General features: G+C 61.3%; 18 protein-coding genes. 11 read left to right on the forward strand and 7 right to left on the reverse strand.

The features are described from left to right. Window positions 1–583 precede the first annotated feature (583 nt). From hydA to preA, 3 genes are all read left to right on the forward strand, one after another. Complete coding sequence (hydA, locus tag AB4N41_RS24135; RefSeq protein ID WP_252876494.1) at window positions 584–2,023, forward strand: dihydropyrimidinase; 1,440 nt, start codon at window positions 584–586, stop codon at window positions 2,021–2,023. A 155-nt stretch (window positions 2,024–2,178) separates the two neighbouring features. Next, entirely contained in the window at window positions 2,179–3,546 is a 1,368-nt protein-coding gene (locus AB4N41_RS24140) for an NAD(P)-dependent oxidoreductase (protein ID WP_252876495.1), read from the forward strand. Next, entirely contained in the window at window positions 3,547–4,821 is a 1,275-nt protein-coding gene (gene preA, locus AB4N41_RS24145) for an NAD-dependent dihydropyrimidine dehydrogenase subunit PreA (RefSeq protein WP_252876496.1), read from the forward strand. 202 nt (window positions 4,822–5,023) lie between these two features. Here the strand turns inward: preA and AB4N41_RS24150 are convergent, their stop codons facing one another. Beyond that, window positions 5,024–5,644: a TetR/AcrR family transcriptional regulator gene (locus tag AB4N41_RS24150; protein ID WP_024013291.1), complete on the reverse strand. Its 621-nt coding sequence runs from the start codon at window positions 5,642–5,644 to the stop codon at window positions 5,024–5,026. A gap of 90 nt (window positions 5,645–5,734) precedes the next feature. After that, a complete protein-coding gene (locus AB4N41_RS24155; protein WP_252876497.1) occupies window positions 5,735–6,757 on the reverse strand; it encodes a hypothetical protein in 1,023 nt (340 codons plus the stop codon). Between the two features lie 280 nt (window positions 6,758–7,037). On the opposite strand from AB4N41_RS24155, the gene AB4N41_RS24160 reads away from it, so the two are divergent. Then, on the forward strand, window positions 7,038–7,319 hold the full coding sequence (locus AB4N41_RS24160; protein ID WP_041480860.1) for a hypothetical protein: 282 nt from the start codon (window positions 7,038–7,040) through the stop codon (window positions 7,317–7,319). A gap of 51 nt (window positions 7,320–7,370) precedes the next feature. On the opposite strand, the gene AB4N41_RS24165 is transcribed toward AB4N41_RS24160, so the two are convergent. Beyond that, entirely contained in the window at window positions 7,371–7,577 is a 207-nt protein-coding gene (locus AB4N41_RS24165; RefSeq protein ID WP_016775135.1) for a hypothetical protein, read from the reverse strand. Window positions 7,578–7,821: 244 nt separating this feature from the next. On the opposite strand from AB4N41_RS24165, the gene AB4N41_RS24170 reads away from it, so the two are divergent. The 4 genes from AB4N41_RS24170 (at window position 7,822) to paoC (ending at window position 13,705) form a co-directional block, all read left to right on the forward strand. Next, window positions 7,822–9,576 carry an L-lactate permease gene (locus tag AB4N41_RS24170; RefSeq protein WP_016775136.1) on the forward strand — a complete coding sequence of 585 codons (1,755 nt, stop codon included), beginning with the start codon at window positions 7,822–7,824 and terminating at the stop codon, window positions 9,574–9,576. Window positions 9,577–9,933: 357 nt separating this feature from the next. Further along, complete coding sequence (gene paoA / locus AB4N41_RS24175; protein ID WP_041480864.1) at window positions 9,934–10,557, forward strand: aldehyde dehydrogenase iron-sulfur subunit PaoA; 624 nt, start codon at window positions 9,934–9,936, stop codon at window positions 10,555–10,557. Next, entirely contained in the window at window positions 10,554–11,510 is a 957-nt protein-coding gene (locus AB4N41_RS24180) for an FAD binding domain-containing protein (RefSeq protein ID WP_252876498.1), read from the forward strand. Before paoA ends, AB4N41_RS24180 begins: the two co-directional genes overlap by 4 nt. Continuing rightward, entirely contained in the window at window positions 11,507–13,705 is a 2,199-nt protein-coding gene (gene paoC / locus AB4N41_RS24185) for an aldehyde oxidoreductase molybdenum-binding subunit PaoC (protein WP_252876499.1), read from the forward strand. The genes AB4N41_RS24180 and paoC overlap by 4 nt, the downstream gene beginning before the upstream one ends. Window positions 13,706–14,029: 324 nt before the next feature. Here the strand turns inward: paoC and AB4N41_RS24190 are convergent, their stop codons facing one another. Further along, window positions 14,030–14,506 carry a (R)-mandelonitrile lyase gene (locus AB4N41_RS24190; protein WP_252876500.1) on the reverse strand — a complete coding sequence of 159 codons (477 nt, stop codon included), beginning with the start codon at window positions 14,504–14,506 and terminating at the stop codon, window positions 14,030–14,032. Window positions 14,507–14,602: 96 nt separating this feature from the next. On the opposite strand from AB4N41_RS24190, the gene AB4N41_RS24195 reads away from it, so the two are divergent. Continuing rightward, a complete protein-coding gene (locus AB4N41_RS24195) occupies window positions 14,603–15,496 on the forward strand; it encodes a LysR family transcriptional regulator (protein ID WP_056789167.1) in 894 nt (297 codons plus the stop codon). Window positions 15,497–15,502: 6 nt separating this feature from the next. Here the strand turns inward: AB4N41_RS24195 and AB4N41_RS24200 are convergent, their stop codons facing one another. Then, window positions 15,503–16,462, reverse strand: a complete 960-nt coding sequence (locus tag AB4N41_RS24200) for an aldo/keto reductase (protein ID WP_252876501.1) — start codon at window positions 16,460–16,462, stop codon at window positions 15,503–15,505. A gap of 111 nt (window positions 16,463–16,573) precedes the next feature. On the opposite strand from AB4N41_RS24200, the gene AB4N41_RS24205 reads away from it, so the two are divergent. Next, on the forward strand, window positions 16,574–17,344 hold the full coding sequence (locus AB4N41_RS24205; RefSeq protein WP_252876502.1) for an alpha/beta hydrolase: 771 nt from the start codon (window positions 16,574–16,576) through the stop codon (window positions 17,342–17,344). Between the two features lie 133 nt (window positions 17,345–17,477). Here the strand turns inward: AB4N41_RS24205 and AB4N41_RS24210 are convergent, their stop codons facing one another. Together AB4N41_RS24210 and AB4N41_RS24215 are read right to left on the reverse strand one after the other, a co-directional pair. Continuing rightward, window positions 17,478–18,287 (reverse strand): OBAP family protein, encoded by an 810-nt coding sequence (locus AB4N41_RS24210; protein WP_056789164.1) that lies wholly within the window; start codon window positions 18,285–18,287, stop codon window positions 17,478–17,480. Between the two features lie 96 nt (window positions 18,288–18,383). Next, window positions 18,384–18,539, reverse strand: coding sequence for a hypothetical protein (locus AB4N41_RS24215; protein WP_172833990.1), 156 nt, complete (start codon window positions 18,537–18,539; stop codon window positions 18,384–18,386). A gap of 188 nt (window positions 18,540–18,727) precedes the next feature. Here AB4N41_RS24215 and AB4N41_RS24220 point away from each other — a divergent pair, with 188 nt between their 5' ends. Next, a complete protein-coding gene (locus AB4N41_RS24220) occupies window positions 18,728–19,174 on the forward strand; it encodes a nuclear transport factor 2 family protein (RefSeq protein ID WP_252876503.1) in 447 nt (148 codons plus the stop codon). Window positions 19,175–19,295 lie beyond the last annotated feature (121 nt).

The raw sequence follows: 19,295 nt of genomic DNA on the forward strand, positions 1-19,295 counted from the left end.
CGGTTGGCGCGCACGACGCCAGCCGGACGATGGCCGGAGGAACTGACAACTTTCACGCACCGGCCATGGTGTCAGCGGCGGCATCAATAAACGTGCCGGGTCTGGCGCTGAACGCTTGGGCGGTGCACTGCACGCTTTGCAACTTTCTGATATTCATCAGTTTTAATTGAATATTCGCTGAGTCCGGGAAAACTTGTCTGAACGCTCAGGCTAAACGTCGGGCAAGTTGTCCGAAGTGTCAGGACTCAAACTGGTGCACTGCATTTATTTTTGTCGGTGAACCCGCAACCGCAGCACAACTTCAAGCGGCTGATTTCACATAGGAAATCTTGCTCATATTTCCATCCTGTCAAGTGCGTCAAAATGGTGAGCGCCCTACCCATTTTGGTGATTTCTCATTTTTATCTTTATTTATCAATAACTTGAAACGGCTATAAGCTTATAAAAAATATTCTTGATCATTCTTGAAATCGCGACTAGTTTCTATTCCTGACAGCGATGACAGGAATACGAACTGCGTCGCTGTACTTCAATAAAACATTTAGAGCCGGCACAAGTCGGTCATGCCTGCGAGGAATCCGGAATGTCTCTGTTGATCCGTGGCGCCACCGTTGTTACCCATGATGAAAGTTACCGCGCCGACGTCTATTGCGCTGACGGCGTGATCAAAGCCATTGGTGAAAACCTCGACATTCCCGCCGGCGCCGAAGTGCTCGACGGCAGTGGCCAATACCTGATGCCCGGCGGCATCGATCCGCATACGCACATGCAGTTGCCGTTCATGGGCACCGTTGCCAGCGAAGATTTCTACAGCGGCACCGCTGCCGGTCTGGCCGGCGGCACTACCTCGATCATTGACTTCGTCATTCCCAATCCGCAGCAATCGCTGATGGAAGCGTTTCATCAGTGGCGGGGCTGGGCACAAAAGTCCGCGTCGGACTATGGCTTCCACGTCGCAATCACCTGGTGGAGCGAGCAGGTGCGCGAGGAAATGGCCGAGCTGGTCAGCCACCACGGCATCAACAGCTTCAAGCACTTCATGGCCTACAAGAACGCGATCATGGCCGCCGACGATACCTTGGTGGCGAGTTTCGAGCGCTGCCTGGAACTCGGTGCGGTGCCGACCGTGCACGCGGAAAATGGCGAGCTGGTCTATCACCTGCAACGCAAGCTGATGGCTCAGGGCATTACCGGGCCGGAAGCGCATCCGCTGTCGCGACCTTCGCAGGTCGAAGGTGAAGCCGCGAGCCGGGCGATCCGTATCGCCGAAACCATCGGCACGCCGTTGTACCTGGTGCACGTTTCCACCAAGGAAGCCCTCGACGAAATCACCTACGCACGCAGCAAGGGCCAGCCGGTTTACGGCGAGGTGCTGGCCGGGCACTTGCTGCTCGACGACAGCGTCTATCAACACCCGGACTGGCAGACCGCTGCCGGCTACGTGATGAGCCCGCCGTTTCGTCCGCGCGGCCATCAGGAGGCGCTGTGGCACGGGCTGCAGAACGGCAATCTGCACACCACCGCCACCGACCACTGCTGTTTCTGCGCCGAGCAGAAAGCTGCCGGACGCGACGACTTCAGCAAGATTCCCAACGGCACCGCCGGCATCGAAGACCGCATGGCAGTGTTGTGGGATGAAGCCGTCAACTCCGGGCGATTGTCGATGCAGGATTTCGTCGCGCTGACCTCCACCAACACCGCGAAGATATTCAATATCTATCCACGCAAAGGCGCGATCCGCGTTGGCGCCGATGCCGATCTGGTGCTGTGGGATCCGCAAGGCACACGGACCATTTCCGCCAAGACCCACCATCAGCAGGTGGACTTCAACATCTTCGAAGGCAAGACCGTGCGCGGCGTGCCGAGCCACACCGTCAGCCAGGGCCGCGTGGTCTGGGCCGACGGCGACCTGCGCGCCGAACGCGGCGCCGGACGCTACATCGAACGGCCGGCCTATCCGGCGGTGTTTGATTTGTTGAGCAAGCGGGCGGAGTTGCACAGGCCGACGGCGGTGAAACGCTGACAGCCAGGCCTTCGGCCTTCGCGAGCAGGCTCGCTCCCACAGGTGAGCGCATAGCAAATGTGGGAGCGAGCCTGCTCGCGAAGAGGCCCTCCCTGACGCCATAAAACCACTGCCCACCAGAGGCAGCACCTCAATTAGCCATGAGGCCATGAACCGTGATCGAGACCCTGAACCACCTTCCCCACCCGCACGAAAGCGCGGCCGCCCTCGCCGGCCATTTCACTGATCTGGCGCCGCCGCTCAATACCCGGCAGGCGCATCTGGAAGCCTCACGCTGCCTGTATTGCTACGACGCGCCTTGCGTCAATGCATGCCCCAGCGAAATCGATATCCCGTCGTTCATCCGCAACATCCATCAGGACAACGTCCAAGGCGCGGCGCAGAAAATCCTGTCGGCAAACATTCTTGGCGGCAGTTGCGCGCGGGTCTGTCCGACGGAAATCCTCTGCCAGCAGGCCTGCGTGCGCAACAACGCGCAGGAATGCGCGCCGGTGCTGATTGGTTTGCTGCAACGCTATGCAGTGGACAACGCGCATTTCGCTGAACACCCGTTCCAGCGGGCCCCGGCCACGGGCAAACGTATCGCCGTGGTCGGCGCCGGGCCGGCCGGGTTGTCCTGCGCCCATCGCAGCGCGATGCACGGGCATGATGTGGTGATTTTCGAAGCACGGGAAAAGGCCGGCGGGCTCAACGAGTACGGCATCGCCAAGTACAAACTGGTCGACGATTACGCGCAGAAGGAGCTGGACTTTCTCCTGCAGATTGGCGGCATTGAAATCCGCCACGGCCAGAAACTCGGTGCAAACCTGACCCTGAGCGAACTGCATCAGCAGTTTGACGCGGTATTTCTCGGCCTCGGCCTGAATGCCAGCAAGCAACTCGGTCTGGCCCACGAAGACGCGCCGGGCCTGCTCGCCGCCACCGATTACATCCGCGAACTGCGCCAGGCCGATGACCTCACGCAGTTGCCCTTGGCCGAACGCTGCATCGTTCTCGGCGCCGGCAACACCGCGATCGACATGGCCGTACAGATGGCCCGCCTCGGCGCGCGCGACGTCAATCTGGTGTATCGCCGTGGTGCGGCAGACATGGGCGCCACCCACCATGAGCAGGACATCGCCAAAGCCAACCAGGTGCGGTTGCTGACCTGGGCGCAGCCGGAGCAAGTGTTGCTCGATGATCAGGGCCGCGTGCGCGGCATGCGTTTCGCCCGCACCGATCTGGTTGACGGGCGTCTGCAAACCACCGGAGAAACCTTTGAGCTGGCTGCCGATGCGATCTTCAAAGCGATCGGCCAGAGCTTCGATGACAGCGCCCTCAGTGATCCGTTGGCGCGCGAACTCAAGCGTCAGGGCGAACGCATCGCGGTCGATGAACACCTGCGCACCAGCGTCCCCGGCGTGTATGCCGGCGGCGACTGCACCAGCCTCGATCAGGACCTCACCGTGCAAGCAGTGCAGCACGGCAAACGCGCCGCCGAGGCGATCAACGCTCAACTGATGCTCAACGTGGAGGCTGCGTAAATGGCCGATCTCTCGATAGTCTTCGCCGGTATCAAAGCGCCCAACCCGTTCTGGCTGGCTTCCGCGCCGCCCACCGACAAGGCCTACAACGTGGTCCGCGCGTTCGAAGCGGGCTGGGGTGGCGTGGTCTGGAAAACCCTGGGTGAGGATCCGGCGGCGGTCAACGTTTCCTCGCGTTATTCGGCGCATTACGGTGCCAATCGCGAAGTGCTGGGCATCAACAACATCGAACTGATCACCGACCGCTCGCTGGAAATCAACCTGCGCGAAATCACCCAGGTGAAGAAGGACTGGCCGGATCGCGCGCTGATCGTGTCGCTGATGGTGCCGTGTGTCGAGGAGTCGTGGAAACACATTCTGCCGCTGGTCGAAGCCACCGGCGCCGACGGCATCGAACTCAACTTCGGCTGCCCCCACGGCATGCCCGAACGCGGCATGGGCGCGGCGGTCGGCCAGGTGCCGGAGTATGTCGAACAGGTGACGCGCTGGTGCAAGACGTACTGCTCGCTGCCGGTGATCGTCAAACTCACCCCGAACATCACCGACATCCGCGTCGCTGCCCGGGCGGCGCATCGTGGTGGCGCCGATGCGGTGTCGCTGATCAACACGATCAACTCGATCACCAGCGTCGACCTGGACCACATGGTCGCCCTGCCCACCGTCGGCAGCAAAAGCACCCACGGCGGTTATTGCGGTTCGGCGGTCAAGCCAATTGCGCTGAACATGGTCGCGGAAATCGCCCGTGATCCGCAGACCCAGGGCTTGCCGATCTGCGGCATCGGCGGCATCGGCAGCTGGCGCGACGCGGCGGAGTTCATGGCGCTGGGCAGCGGCGCGGTGCAGGTGTGCACGGCGGCGATGCTGCATGGTTTTCGCATTGTCGACGAGATGAAGGACGGCTTGTCGCGGTGGATGGACAGCCAGGGTTACGCCAATATCGCCGAGTTTTCCGGGCGCGCCGTGGGCAACACCACGGATTGGAAGTACCTCGATATCAACTACCAGGTGATCGCGAAGATCGACCAAGAGGCGTGCATCGGTTGCGGGCGTTGCCACATTGCTTGCGAAGACACGTCACACCAGGCGATCGGCAGTTTGAAACAGGCCGACGGTACGCATAAATATGAAGTGATCGATGAGGAATGTGTGGGCTGCAATCTGTGCCAGATCACCTGCCCCGTGGCCGACTGCATCGAGATGGTACCGATGGAAACGGGCAAGCCGTTTCTGGACTGGAATCATGATCCGCGCAATCCCTACCACGTTGCAGTCTGAAAAAACCCCTCACCCTAGCCCTCTACCAAAGGGAGAGGGGACTGATTGGGGGATGCTGACAAACTTCGCCGACCTGAAAGAGTTGTTGTGAATCCATAATCGACACGGTCTTTCAGGTCGATGTACCTCTCAATACACCTCGGTCGGCCCCCTCTCCCTCTGGGAGAGGGCTGGGGTGAGGGTAAGCCCTTGATGGTGCTCTTCAAGGCTCCAGCCCGATCCCGCGCAAAATCACACCTGTCACGGTCTGCACCGCCCGCTCGAACTGCATATCCGACAACGGCTGGTGATCATTGAGAATGTTCACCTGATGATCAAAGTCGGCGTAGTGCTGGGTCGACGCCCAGATCATGTACAGCAAACCCGAAGGCTCCACCGGCAGGATCCGCTTGTCCTCGACCCACTGGCGAATCTTCGCTTCCTTCATCTTCGCCCAGTCATACAGGCTCGCATCCAGCGCTTCGCCCAGGGTCGGCGCGCCGTGGATGATCTCGTTGGCCCAGACTTTCGAGCCATAGGGCCGGCTGCGCGAATGATTCATCTTGGCGCGGATGTAACTGCTCAGCACCACGCGCGGGTCGTCGAACATCTCGAAGCACAGCGCGTCCTGCTTCCACACTTCCAGCAGATCGAACAGCACTGCGCTGTACAGCTCGCTCTTGGTGCTGAAGTAGTAATGCAGATTGGAACGCGGCAACTGCACTTCGGCAGCGATGTCCGCCATGGCGGTGCTGCCGAAGCCTTTTTCGGCGAAAACCTTTTCCGCCGCCAGCAGGATTTTCTCGACGTTACTGCGGCGAATCTCGATCTTGTGATTGCCCATGTGGGCTCCCTGACAACAGCGTTGCGCAAGACTAGCATCCGCTCTGATCCGGGCGCGACCGCCACCAACAAAACTTCACAGGTGCAGGCGCTATGGCACAGCGCTCACACCGATAGGCGTTTGCTCACTCACGCCCAAATTACCTTCAACCTGCCCGGCCATGTGCAACGTGCCGGCCATCACCCCAGTGGTCGGGTTCTGCAGCAGCTTCTGCCAGGCCTTGTCGAAGGTGTTGCCCAGGCTGCTGCGGATCAGCGCTTCGCTGTCGGGGCGGTCGTTGGCCTGGATGATTGCGCGTATGCCGGCCACGCCGACCGAAATCATCGCCCCGGCGAGTTTACCCGCCGCTGCCGCCACCGCACTGGCGGCGCCGCGCGGGGCCATTTCGGCTTCGATGCGCTGGCTGGCGCGCTTGGCCACCGGGGCCATGGCTGCTTCGGTGGAGGAAATGCCCTTGGCGCCGCCGTCGGTGTGGATCTTGTCGATCAGTGCGGCGTACGCCGGGAGGGTGTTCAGCGGCTCGGTGCTGATGACTTTGAACAGCGAAGCATCCCGCGCCGGCGGCGGGCCGAGGGCGATGGCCGGGATCTTCTGCAAGCGTCCGTTGAGCTGCGCAATCGGCACACCGTGACGCTGGGCGATGAGCGGCATCTGCTGCGCCATCAACTGCGCATAGAACGCCGTGGCCTGCGCCAGAATCGCATCCGGATCGATCTCCACTGCTACCGGCGCGAGGACTTTTTCCTGATATTGCTCAAGCAGATACGCCGCCAGCCGTTTCGCCGAAGCATCCTGCTCACCGCCGGCGCTGATCGTGTACCAACTGACCTTCATCGACAGCCATTCCTGGGTCCAGTAGCTGCTGAACCAAGGGATGAAATTTTCTTCAGTTTGCTGATAGACCCGAGTGCGCCAATGTTCCATCGAGCCACGGGCGAACAGCTTGACCTGCTCGGTGGCCTGTTGCGATGCGCTGAGGATCTCGCGGTCGATCTGCTGCCAGGTTTGCGCCGACACCACCACCGCCTGCGGCGCGCTCACCGGCGCCCGAGCCGAGGAGGCGCAGCCGGCCAGCAGAAACAGTGCGGCGACGACCAGCGCGCGTGGGTTCACGGTGGTGGTGTCCTTTGGCTTGGGGAGGTGCAGGTTTGAGTATAGGCAGGTCAGTCGATTCCGATGCTGAAGGTTCCGGCCTCTTCGCGAGCAGGCTCGCTCCCACATTTGAAATGTGTTGCACCTGTGGGAGCGAGCCTGCTCGCGAAGGCGCCATCAGCAGCACCGCAAACCTCAACCATCACCACCATCGATATCCACCATCGCCACGATTGCCTTCCGCCCTCCCATGATGAAAGGCACGATTGACTCATCCGAAACACAACGAGGCGTTCACATCATGATCCACACCCAAGTCACCCTCTCCGTGAGTTTCCCGGTGTTCGGCAGCAACTACTACCAACAGCACGTGGTGCCGCGCAAGGCGCAGACACTGGTGTTCAACGAAGATTTCGACGATCTGCTGATGCCCGCCGCCAGCAATCATTTCAGCAATGAAGTGGTCGGCCTCAACGATCAGTTCCGTTTTCTGAGCGACATACTCGCCACCCATCTGCTCGATCACGAGGCCTCGGTGCCTGCGCGATCCCGCGTCCAGGCGAACGCTCGTTTTTTCAACTGAAGGCTGATGCACAGAGGGCGTTCCTTTAACGGGAACGCCCTCTTCATTCAATCAGTCATCATCGCGATCACGGTGATAACGACGGCCATCGCGGCGGTCGTCATCGCGGTCGTCCCAACGCCGGTCATGGTCGTAATAGCGGCCGTGGTCGCGGTCGTAGTGCCGGCCATGGCGGTGGTCATCATCAAAATCCGCAATACAGCCGCTCAGCAATACGGCGGCGGTCACAGTGAGCAGCATCGTTGTCGCTTGCTTCATTCAACACTTCCCTAAAACCCAAGGTCTTGACGACGGAAATCGCCACGCTGCCCGCGTCTTCGGGACGCAGTGCGCGCAGCCGCAGATACGACCGGGCAAAAGCACGTTGATTCAGTGGCCACTATCGACCGTTGGTCGGCCCGTTCGCCATGCCCGAACGGCGGCGGAATGCCACCTATACTGCTTGCAACCAACCCCCATGCAATGGATCTGCGCCCTCAATAACAATAAGCAGAGGTGGACCATGGTCTGGCAGCAAATCTACGACCCGTTCGGCAACCCGGTGCTCTCCACGCTGATGGCCGCGGTGCCGGTGGTGGTGATGCTCGCGGCGCTGGCGTTCTTTCACGTCAAGGCACATCTGGCAGCCTTGCTGGCGCTCGCGTCCGCCCTGCTGATCTCGATCTTCGCCTTCGACATGCCAGCGGGCATGGCCGGCTCGGCCGCGCTGTTCGGCGCGGCGAATGGCTTGCTGCCGATCGGCTGGATCGTCCTCAACATCATCTTTCTGCATCGCCTGACCACCGAAAACGGTTCGTTCAAAGTGTTGCAGGATTCCCTCGCGCGCATCACCGATGATCGACGTCTGCAATTGCTGCTGATCGCCTTCTGTTTCGGTGCGTTCTTCGAAGGCGCGGCAGGCTTTGGCACGCCGGTGGCGGTGACCGGTGCGATTCTGATCGGCCTGGGTTTTTCGCCATTGGCCGCATCGGGCCTGGCGCTGATCGCCAACACTGCGCCAGTGGCTTTCGGTGCGCTGGGCACGCCGATCATCACCCTGGCCAAAGTCACCGGGCTGGACGAGATGGAGCTGTCGATGATGGTCGGGCGGCAGTTGCCGTTCTTCTCGGTGCTGGTGCCGTTCTGGTTGATCTGGGCCTTTGCCGGGTGGCGCAAGATGCTCGAGGTGTGGCCGGCGATTCTGGTGGCCGGGGTGAGTTTCGCCATCCCGCAATTTCTCGTGTCCAACTACCACGGGCCGATGCTGGTGGACGTCATCGCTGCGCTGATTTCCATGGCCTGTCTGACGCTGTTCCTCAAGGTGTGGAAACCAGCGACCATCCACACCTCGGCAGCGCTGTCCGGGCGCGTCGACAACTCCAAGGTCGACGAAGAAACAGTCACCGCCAGCGCCGCGTTCAGCGATCAGGCGCGCCCGGCAGTGATGCGCGCGTGGATGCCGTGGATCATTCTCACGGTGTTCGTGTTTGCCTGGGGCACGCAGGGCTTCAAGAACATGTTCGATACGCGCCCGGTGATCGACCCGGTCACGCAATCGGCCAAGCTCGACCCGCAAGGCAAACCGGTACGCGAGGCCAATCCGATCTTCGCCCCGGCGGTGACCTTCACCGGTCTGCATCTGCAAATAGAAAAAGTACCGCCGGTTGTCGCAGCGCCGAAAGCCGAGGAAGCGATTTACAAGTTCACCTGGCTGACCGCGACCGGCAGCGGGATCTTGCTGGCGGCGATCGTTGGCGGCTTGCTGATGGGTTATTCGATCCCGCAATTGATCAAGCAGTACCTGCGCACATTGTGGGTGGTGCGGTTTTCGCTGATCACGATTGCGGCGATGCTCGCGCTGGGCTTCCTCACCCGCTATTCGGGACTGGATGCGACCATGGGCCTGGCGTTTGCGGCGACGGGGATTTTCTACCCGATGTTCGGCACGCTGCTCGGCTGGCTGGGGGTGGCGCTGACTGGTTCCGATACCGCGTCAAACGTGCTGTTTGGCGGATTGCAGCGGGTAACGTCGGAACAGCTGGGTATCAGTCCGGTGCTGATGGCGGCAGCGAACAGTTCCGGTGGGGTGATGGGCAAAATGGTCGACGCGCAGTCGATCGTCGTCGCCTCCACCGCGACCCGTTGGTACGGGCATGAGGGCGAGATCCTGCGTTACGTGTTCTTCCACTCGATCGTGCTGGCGATTCTGGTCGGCGGACTGGTGACATTGCAGGCGTACGTCGCACCGTTTACCTCGATGGTGGTGGGTGGGCATTAGATTCAGAGTGAACGCGTCGGCCTCATCGCTGGCAAGCCAGCTCCCACAGGTTTGATGTTGTGAATGCAATTGGATTAACAACTCGGAACCCTGTGGGAGCTGGCTTGCCAGCGATAGCGGTGTGTCAGTCGAATCAGCATTAACTGACACACCGCTATCGCGAGCAGGCTCACTCCTACAGGTTTTTTGTGTGATCTGCAGATTGATGAGCTGCGCACATAACTCTTTAGCGCAAATCCGACAAAACCTTTTCCCTCCCGCTGCGGTCACTCCTTTTACGAGACTGGCATGCATGCCGGCGCGCCCGTTTGGGCCTTTTGCAATCCTGCCGCCCGATGAGAGAAAAGGAATCGAACCATGCCGATTTCCCGACGCAACTTCATGATCCTCGGCGCCGTAACCGCGACGGCGTTCGCTATGCCCCCCTTTATCAGCCTCAAGGCCTACGCGGCCAGTCTGGAGCAACCGGCCATGAGTCAAGTTACCCTGCAAGTCAACGGTAAACCGCAAACCCTCGAAGTAGACACCCGCACCACTCTGCTCGACGCCTTGCGCGAACACCTGCACCTGACCGGCACCAAGAAAGGCTGCGACCACGGCCAGTGCGGCGCCTGCACGGTGATCGCCGACGGTCGGCGGATCAACTCCTGCCTGACCCTGGCGGTGATGCACGACGGCAGTGAGGTGACCACCATCGAAGGCCTCGGCATGCCGGACAAGCTGCACCCGATGCAGGCCGCGTTCATCAAGCACGACGGTTATCAGTGTGGCTACTGCACGCCGGGGCAGATCTGCTCGGCGGTCGCTGTGCTCAAAGAGATCCGCGACGGCATTCCCAGCCACGTCAGCCCGAGCCTGACCGAGCCGCCGAAACTGATCGCCGCCGAACTGCAGGAGCGCATGAGCGGCAATATCTGCCGCTGTGGCGCTTACTCGAACATCATCGAAGCCATCACTGAAGTCGCGGAGGTGCCGGCATGAGAGCCTTCAATTACAGCCGCGCCGACTCACCTGCCGCAGCCGCTTCCCAGGCTGCGCACGTCGAAGGCGCCAAGTTCATCGCCGGCGGCACCAACCTGCTTGACCTGATGAAACTCGACATCGAAACCCCAGTCCACCTGATCGATATCAACCACCTCGGCCTGGACCAGATCGAAGCAACACCCGAAGGCGGACTGCGCATCGGCGCGCTGGTGCGCAACACCGATCTGGCCGCCGACGCGCGCGTGCGCAAGGACTACGCTCTGCTCTCCCGCGCCCTGCTCGCCGGGGCTTCCGGGCAGCTGCGCAATATGGCGACCACCGCCGGCAACCTGCTGCAACGCACCCGCTGCCCGTACTTCTACGACACCCACCAGGCGTGCAACAAACGCAATCCAGGCAGCGGTTGCGCGGCGATCGGCGGGGTCACCCGGCAGTTGGGGATCATCGGCGTCAGCGACGCTTGCATCGCCACCCACCCGAGCGACATGGCCATCGCCATGCGCGCGCTGGATGCGCAGATCGAAACGGTCAAGCCTGACGGCAGCACGCGCAGCATTGCCATGGCCGATTTCCATCAATTGCCGGGCAACACGCCGCACGTCGAAACCAGCCTCACGCCCGGCGAATTCATTACCGCCGTGACCCTGCCGGCGCCGGTTGGCGGCACGCACATTTATCACAAGGTGCGGGATCGCTCGTCTTACGCGTTTGCCTTGGTCTCGGTCGGTCTGATCCTGCAAAAGGACGGCACCGGCCGCGTCGCCGTCGGCGGCATTGCACCGAAACCGTGGCGGGTCGAAGCCGCTGAAGCGTTGCTGCCCAAGGGTGCCAAAGCAGTCAGCGAACGCCTGCTTGAAGGCGCGACGCCCACCGATGACAACCAATTCAAACTGACACTGGTCGAGCGCACGCTGGCCTCGGTGTTGGCGCAAGCGAGGGAAACCGCATGAAATTCGACACGCCCGCCACCACCAATCCCATCGACCGCCTGAAGGTCGTCGGCCAGCCCACCGAGCGCGTTGAAGGCCCGCTGAAAACCAGCGGCCAGGCCACTTACGCCTATGAACAACATGAAGCGGCAGCCAATCAGGCCTACGGTTTCATGGTCGATTCGGCGATCGCCAAAGGCCGGATCAAAGCCATACATCTGGGCGAGGCCAAAGCGGCGCCCGGCGTGCTGGCGATCGTTACTGCCGAGAACGCCGGCAAGCTCGACAAGGGTGATTACAACGCTGCGCATCTGCTCGCTGGTCCCGAAGTGCAGCATTACCAGCAAGCCGTTGCATTGGTGGTTGCCGAGACCTTCGAACAGGCCCGCGCCGCCGCGCAATTGGTCAGGGTCGATTACGAGACCAGCGAAGGCAAGTTCGATCTGGCCAGCGTCAAAGACCTCGGCGTCGAGCCGAAAGACGAGTTGCCCGACGTCAATCACGGCGACTTCGACAAGGCCTTCACCGCCGCGCCGGTGCAGTTCGATCAGACCTACACCACGCCAGACCAGTCCCACGCGATGATGGAACCGCACGCCACACTGGCCGCGTGGAAAGGCGATCAACTGACCGTGTGGACGTCGAACCAGATGGTCGCCTGGAGTGTCGGCGACATTGCGAAAACCCTCGGCCTGCCGAAGGAAAAAGTGCGTTTGGTCTCGCCGTACATCGGCGGTGGTTTCGGCGGCAAGCTGTTTATTCGCGCCGACGTAATCCTCGCCGCTCTCGGCGCGCGCATGGCGGGGCGGCCGGTGAAAGTCGCCCTCGCCCGCCCGCAAATGGCCAACAACACCACCCATCGCCCGGCTACGATTCAGCGCATCCGCATGGGCGCAACGGCGGACGGCAAGCTGACCGCCATCGCCCATGAAGGCTGGTCAGGCAACCTTGCTGACGGCAAGGTCGAACTGGCCGCGCAACCGAGCCAGTTGCTCTATGCCGCAGAAAACCGCCGCGTCAGCATGCGCCTCGCCCCGCTCGACCTGCCTGAAGGCAACGCCATGCGCGCGCCGGGTGAAGCGCCGGGGCTGATGGTGCTGGAAATTGCCATGGACGAAATGGCCGAACAGCTGAAGATGGACCCGGTGCTGTTCCGCATCGCTAACGACACTCAAGTCGACCCGGTGAAAACCGAGCGGCCGTTCTCCCAGCGTCAACTGGTCAAATGCCTGCAGATCGGCGCGGAGAAATTCGGCTGGGATCAGCGCAAGGCGCAACCGGGCAGCCGTCGTGAAGGCCGTTGGCTGATCGGCATGGGCGTGGCGGCGGCGTTTCGCAACAACCTGCTGGTCAAGTCCGGAGCCCGTGTGCGCCTGGAGCGTGACGGCAAAGTCGTCGTCGAAACCGACATGACCGATATCGGCACCGGCAGCTACACGATTATCGCGCAGACCGCTGCCGAGATGATGGGCGTTGGTCTCGATGATGTAGTCGTGCGTCTGGGCGACTCGGACTTTCCGGTTTCGGCTGGTTCTGGCGGTCAGTTTGGTGGGAACTGCTCGACCTCGGGCGTCTATGCCGCCTGTGTGAAACTGCGTGAAGCGGTGGCGCAGAAGCTGGGACTCGCGGCGGATCAGGCGGAGTTCGCCGATGGTCAGGTGCGCGTCGGCAGCAAGAGCCTGCCGCTGCGCAACGCGGCTGAAGGCGGCGCACTGGTCGGCGAGGACAGCATCGAGTTCGGTGATCTGGCCGAGAAGTATCAGCAATCGACCTTCGGCGCGCATTTCGTCGAAGTCGCGGTCGATGCTGCCACTGGCGAAGTCCGCGTGCGGCGCATGCTCGCGGTGTGCGCGGCGGGGCGAATTCTCAACCCGACGTCGGCGCGCAGTCAGGTCATCGGCGCGATGACCATGGGCGTCGGCGCCGCATTGATGGAAGAACTGGCGGTGGACAAGCGTCTGGGCTTTTTCGTCAACCATGACCTCGCCGGGTATGAGGTGCCGGTGCACGCCGACATACCGCATCAGGAAGTGATCTTCCTCGAAGAGACCGACCCGATTTCATCGCCGATGAAAGCCAAGGGCGTGGGTGAATTGGGGATTTGCGGCGTGAGTGCGGCGGTGGCGAATGCAATCTACAACGCCACCGGCGCGAGGGTGCGGGAGTATCCGATTACGCTGGACAAGATTCTTGATTCGTTGCCGGAGATGATCTGAAGCGAAAAGCCCCTCACCCTAGCCCTCTCCCAAAGGGAGAGGGGACCGATCCGGGTATATTCAGGATGTGCAGCGACGTGAAAGTCTTTCTGTGTATCCATAATCGCAACGGCAAGTTCAGGTCGATGCACATCGCAAGACACCTCGGTCGGCTCTCACTCCCCCGGGAGACGCCTGGGGTGAGTCGCATGCTGTTAGCGCACCTGCATGGGGTGCTAGGGGTCGAGTGGATTCACCACCACGTTTGCAGAATGCCGAACGTCTCGAGCATCCCCCAATCGGCTCCCTCTCCCTCGGGAGAGGGCTGGGGTGAGGGGAACGGTTTCACTCGGTCTTCGGATATTGCTCATCACCGACCTGCTCCATCCAGTCCACCACCTTGCCATCCAGCACTTCGGCAATCGCGATATGACTCATCGCCGTCGTCTGCGTTGCCCCGTGCCAATGCTTGGCGCCCGGAGCAATCCACACGGTATCGCCCGGCCGGATTTCCCGCACTGGCTGCCCCCACTCCTGCACGAACCCTGCCCCCGAGGTGACGATCAATGTCTGCCCCAGCGGATGGGTATGCCACGCCGTTCGCGCGCCAGGCTCAAACGTTACGGTCGCGCCACTGACCCGCGCCTCGTCGGTACCTTTGAACGGCGCATCCACCCGCACCGTGCCGGTAAACCAGTCAGCCGGGCCTTTGGCCGACGGTTGCGAGCCATTCGGTGTGACCGTGACACGCGGATTTTCAGCGGCATACACCTCGCCAGCCAGCAGCGAGAGCGTCAGTGCAGAAGCAGCAATCGGGTTCATGGCATTTCCTCCAATAAATGATGCAACCACTGTAGCGATCCGCACTCTTTGGATAATCGACTAGAATCCGAAAAAACTTATGCAGGACGATCATCAATGCTCCGGGAAAACGCCACCGACCTGCTCGCCTTTCTCGCCGTCGCCCGTGAACGCAGTTTCACCAAGGCCGCAGCCAAACTCGGCGTGTCGCAATCGGCGCTCAGCCACACAATTCGCAGTCTCGAGGCGCGACTCGGCCTGCGCCTGCTGACCCGCACCACGCGCAGCGTGTCGCCGACCGAGGCCGGCGAACACTTGCTGCAAACCATCGGCCCGCGCTTCGACGAAATCGAAGTGGAACTGGCCGCCCTGAGCAACCTGCGCGAAACCCCGGCGGGCAAGATCCGCATCAGCGCCACCGACCATTCGCTGAACTGGATCCTGCGTCCGGTGTTGCAGGATTTCCTGCCGCAGTACCCGGATGTGTCCGTCGAGGTTTGCTGTGACTATGGCTTCGTCGACATCGCCGGCCAAGGCTTCGATGCCGGTGTGCGCCTGGGCGAAGACGTCGCCCAAGGCATGATCGCCACTCGCATTGGCCCGGACATGCGCATGGCGGTGGTAGGCTCCCCCGCCTACTTCGCCCGGCGCCCTGCACCGCAAACCCCGCGCGACCTGACCGACCACGCCTGTAACAACCTGCGCCTGCCAACCAATGGCGGACTGTATTCGTGGGAGTTCGAAAAGGATGGTGAAAGCCTGAAAGTGCGCGTCTCCGGCCAGGTCACCCTGAATGGCGTGTACCCATTGCTCGACGCCGCGCTGGACGGTTTCGGTTTGAGCTACATCCCGGAAAACGTCGTTGCGCCGTTTCTGGCGGACGGTCGCCTGGTCCAGGTGCTGGGAGACTGGTGCCCGGCATTTTCCGGTTATCACCTGTACTACCCGAGCCGACGCCAGGCGGCGCCGGCGTTTGCGTTGTTGCTGGAGGCGTTGCGCTATCGCGGTTGACCCGGCTCAGCCCAGCAACGCAATCAACTGATGCCGTTGCGCATCGGTCAACATCGGCCCAAAACCGGCTCCGGCGTTGTCAGCCATGTAGCGCGGATTGCTGGTCCCGGGAATCACACAGGTCACCGCCGGGTGCGCCAGGAGAAATTTCAGTGCCAGTTGCGGCCAACTGTTGACCTGTACATCCGAGACCCACGCCGGCAGCGGCTTGCCCTTGAGCCGGGCGAGCAAATCGCCGCCGCCAAACGGCCGATTACAAATCACCGCCACCCCACGCTCACGGCACAGCGGCAGGATGCGTTTCTCGACCGCGCGATCATCGAGGGCGTAGTTGATCTGCAGAAAATCCAGCTTTTCGGCTTTCAGCACGGCCTCGACCTCGTCGTAGGCCGACGAGGTGTAATGGGTGATGCCGATGTAGCGAATCCGCCCCTGCTCCTGCCATTCGCGCAGGGTCGGCAAGTGGGTTTGCCAGTCGAGCAGATTGTGAATCTGCATCAGGTCGATGCGTTCGGTTTGCAGCAGACTGAAGGACTGCTCCATCTGCGCGATACCCTCCTTGCGCCCGCGCGTCCACACCTTCGTGGCGAGAAACGCCGGCGAGCGCGGTTCGTGGATCGACAGCAGTTCACCGGTGGTCTGCTCGGCGCGTCCGTACATGGGCGAGCTGTCGATCAGCGTGCCGCCCTTTCTGAACAGCGCTTCGAGGACGGCGGGCAACTGCCGGTAAACCGGATCGCCCGGCGCGACGTCGAAACCGCGATAGGTGCCCAACCCGACCATGGGCAGTGCCTCGGAGCTCGAAGGGATGGCGCGGGTCTGCATGGTCTGGTCTCCTGCCGTGGGCGGCGCAGTGACGGTCGGCGGTACGCTGCTGGCCAACGCCCGATCAATGGTGAACAGCGCCGCAGCCTGGGCAGCCAGGGTGAGCAAGCGGCGGCGGGAATAACCCTCAGTGTGGCGCATGCGAGTCCTCCTGCTGCGCGGATCTGTTGCATGGTGTGTGCGCCGGCTGTCAGGCACAGTCGCTGAACTACACTGCCACAGCCAACCTCTCTCCCCGTTAAAAGTAGCCGAATGTCCCGAACCCTGATGTCACTCGTCGTTTTCATTGTTGCCGTTTACCTGGTGCTGTCCGCCGCGCTGTTCGTGTTTCAGCGCTCGCTGATCTGGTTTCCCCAGCCTGCCGCCATGGTTGCAGCGGATTCTCGCTTGAAACTGTCGATGCCGGATGCCGAGGTCTGGGTGACTGACCGAGAGCGCAGCGGAACGCGGGCGCTGATCTATTTCGGCGGCAATGCCGAGGACGTCTCGCGAAATCTGCCGGAATTCGCCGAGGCGTTTCCCGACTACGCGCTGTATTTCCTGCATTACCGGGGCTTTGGTGGCAGCACCGGCTCGCCATCGGAAGCCGCGATTGCCGAAGATGCGCTGGCGCTGTTCGATCAGGTGTATGCCAGCCACCCGCAGATTGCAGTCATCGGACGCAGCCTCGGTTCGGGGGTGGCGGTGCGCCTGGCCAGTCAGCGGCCGGTGCAGAATCTGATCCTGGTGACGCCGTTCAACAGCCTTGAGGAAATCGCCGAACGGCAATACCCGTGGGTGCCGGTGAAGTGGTTGCTCAAGGATCGTTTCGAATCAGGCAGATACGCGGCGCATATTCGCGCACCGACGTTGCTCTTGGCGGCCAGTGATGACGAAGTGATTGGGCGCAGCAGCACGCAGCGCTTGTTCGAGAGTTTTCCCGCGGGCGTGGCGACGCTGAAGGTGGTGCCGGACTCGGGGCATAACTCGATTTCCGAGCGCGAGCAATATTTGCAGTGGATTGTGGATGTGTTGAATCGCTGAAGGATGTAGCGATCAGACGGACGCCATCGCGAGCAGGCTCACTCCTACAGGGGGAACGCATTTTAAATGTAGGAGTGAGCCTGCTCGCGATGACGCCGGTACAGACAACACCATTTCCAGCTACTGTCCAAAGCTAAGGCTGACTGCCGCTCCGGGCATTTTCATCGCCAGAGGTGGCCGAGCGCGGCGTGACGTGCTGATGCCCGGTCGGGTCGTTGAGCTGCACGGCGTTGCCCTTCTGCCACGCATCAGCCCCCGTTGCGACAGGCGCCGGTTTGATCCCGGCACGAGCCTTTTTCTTTTCGGCACTGTCGATGCCCAGGCGCTGATCGCGCTGGCGGACCATTTGTGCATCGGCCTGACCGTCAGCGGTAAAGCCCATCATCAACTGCGGCACGCCCAGCGGCAGTTGCTTGTCCTGATCGGTGTGCCAAGTGTGCCAAGTCTTGCCATAAGTATTGGCGAGTTTTTCCATCAGTCGCTTTTCCGCCACTTGCGGGATGCCCGGCGCGACCAACTGGCCGGAAGTCACTTCGTGGGCATGGCTGTGCCACAAGGCTTTTTCTTTTGCCGGCAATTGCGTAAACAGACGCTGACTGATGATGTATTCCACGCCCATCAACTTCGCTTCAGCCGTGTTGCCGTCGTAGATCACGCACTGGAACACTTCCTCATTGAGCGCCGAGCAGTAATGGTGCGCTTCCATCTGCGCGCCGGGATGACCGTTGTAAAAATGAAAGCCATCAAGGTACATGTTCAACGCGCGGATCGGCGGTTTGTCCTGCAACCACTGCGCGCCGACTTCGAGCATTTCAGTATCGGAGGCCTTGGCCTGACCCGGTGTCTGCACCGGTGACTCGGTGTTGCTCATCGCGCAGCCAGTCAGCGCGGCGACCATCAAACCAATGGGAACCCAACGTCCCTGCGAGGTTGTCGTACGCATGTTTCACTCCTCGAACTGTCAGTGACGGGCGCGTGCTGGCCCTGTTCTGCAACTGAAAGCAGGAGATCGGCAGAGTTCGAAAAAGCTGCGTGCGGATCAGACTGGGGAGATCGTCGCCAGCACGCCGATCAGAATGGTCAAGGTCAGAAAACCGCCGAGAAAAATTGCCATCTTGTACATGTCGCGCTCCTTGATGCGGGTGTGCGGTGCACCGGACGCTTCGGAATGAGGTCGGAGGGTGATTGGCCGCACTGCTGGGGCATTCTGAGCCTGTGGCTGTACTGAATACAGAGGCAGATGAAACAGAAAAATACGGATCAGATGCGCATCTGATCCGCTTCGGGCATGAAGCGGTATTCAGGCTGAGACTTGGGGATTCACTTTCGGTCCGGTTGATCTACAGTCATTGCCGACCGACAACAATAAAAACCGGAGTGACCATGCCCGACCTTGCCTTGCAGCCCAACGTCGCCGCATCCCTCGCGCGCTGGCACGAGATGATCCGCAGCGGCAATCTCAAAGCCCTGCCTGAACTGCTCGATCCGCAAGCTGTGTTCCGCTCGCCCATGGCCCACACGCCCTACCCCGGCGCGCCGGTGGTGGCGATGATCCTCAACACCGTGTTTGAAGTCTTCGAAGATTTCGCCTATCACCGCGAGTTGGCGACGGCGGATGGCCTGAACGTGATTCTCGAATTCAGCGCCAGGGTCGGCAGCAAGGAACTCAAAGGCATCGACATGATTCGCTTCGATGAACACGGCAAGATTGTCGAGTTTGAAGTGATGGTGCGGCCGCTGAGCGGGTTGCAGGCACTGGGCGAAGAAATGGGTCGGCGCCTCGGTGCCTATCTCGCGTCCGCAAAAGCCTCAATCCACCCCGGACCGTAGGAGCGTAGGAGCTGACGAGTGCAACGAGGCTGCGATCTTTTGATCCTGATCTTGATCTTCAAACGTCAAAGTCAAAGTCAAAGTCAAAAGATCGCAGCCTCGGTGCACTCGTCAGCGCCTA

The organism is Pseudomonas sp. S2_A10, assembly GCF_054668465.1.

Coding starts and splice junctions, on each gene's coding strand:
- hydA (WP_252876494.1), top strand. CDS start 584: ATGTCTCTGTTGATCCGTGGCGCCACCGTTGTTACCCATGATGAAAGT.
- AB4N41_RS24205 (WP_252876502.1), top strand. CDS start 16,574: ATGTCCCGAACCCTGATGTCACTCGTCGTTTTCATTGTTGCCGTTTAC.
- AB4N41_RS24190 (WP_252876500.1), bottom strand. CDS start 14,506: ATGAACCCGATTGCTGCTTCTGCACTGACGCTCTCGCTGCTGGCTGGC.
- AB4N41_RS24220 (WP_252876503.1), top strand. CDS start 18,728: ATGCCCGACCTTGCCTTGCAGCCCAACGTCGCCGCATCCCTCGCGCGC.
- AB4N41_RS24200 (WP_252876501.1), bottom strand. CDS start 16,462: ATGCGCCACACTGAGGGTTATTCCCGCCGCCGCTTGCTCACCCTGGCT.
- preA (WP_252876496.1), top strand. CDS start 3,547: ATGGCCGATCTCTCGATAGTCTTCGCCGGTATCAAAGCGCCCAACCCG.
- paoC (WP_252876499.1), top strand. CDS start 11,507: ATGAAATTCGACACGCCCGCCACCACCAATCCCATCGACCGCCTGAAG.
- AB4N41_RS24150 (WP_024013291.1), bottom strand. CDS start 5,644: ATGGGCAATCACAAGATCGAGATTCGCCGCAGTAACGTCGAGAAAATC.
- AB4N41_RS24195 (WP_056789167.1), top strand. CDS start 14,603: ATGCTCCGGGAAAACGCCACCGACCTGCTCGCCTTTCTCGCCGTCGCC.
- AB4N41_RS24165 (WP_016775135.1), bottom strand. CDS start 7,577: ATGAAGCAAGCGACAACGATGCTGCTCACTGTGACCGCCGCCGTATTG.
- AB4N41_RS24170 (WP_016775136.1), top strand. CDS start 7,822: ATGGTCTGGCAGCAAATCTACGACCCGTTCGGCAACCCGGTGCTCTCC.
- paoA (WP_041480864.1), top strand. CDS start 9,934: ATGCCGATTTCCCGACGCAACTTCATGATCCTCGGCGCCGTAACCGCG.
- AB4N41_RS24210 (WP_056789164.1), bottom strand. CDS start 18,287: ATGCGTACGACAACCTCGCAGGGACGTTGGGTTCCCATTGGTTTGATG.
- AB4N41_RS24180 (WP_252876498.1), top strand. CDS start 10,554: ATGAGAGCCTTCAATTACAGCCGCGCCGACTCACCTGCCGCAGCCGCT.
- AB4N41_RS24160 (WP_041480860.1), top strand. CDS start 7,038: ATGATCCACACCCAAGTCACCCTCTCCGTGAGTTTCCCGGTGTTCGGC.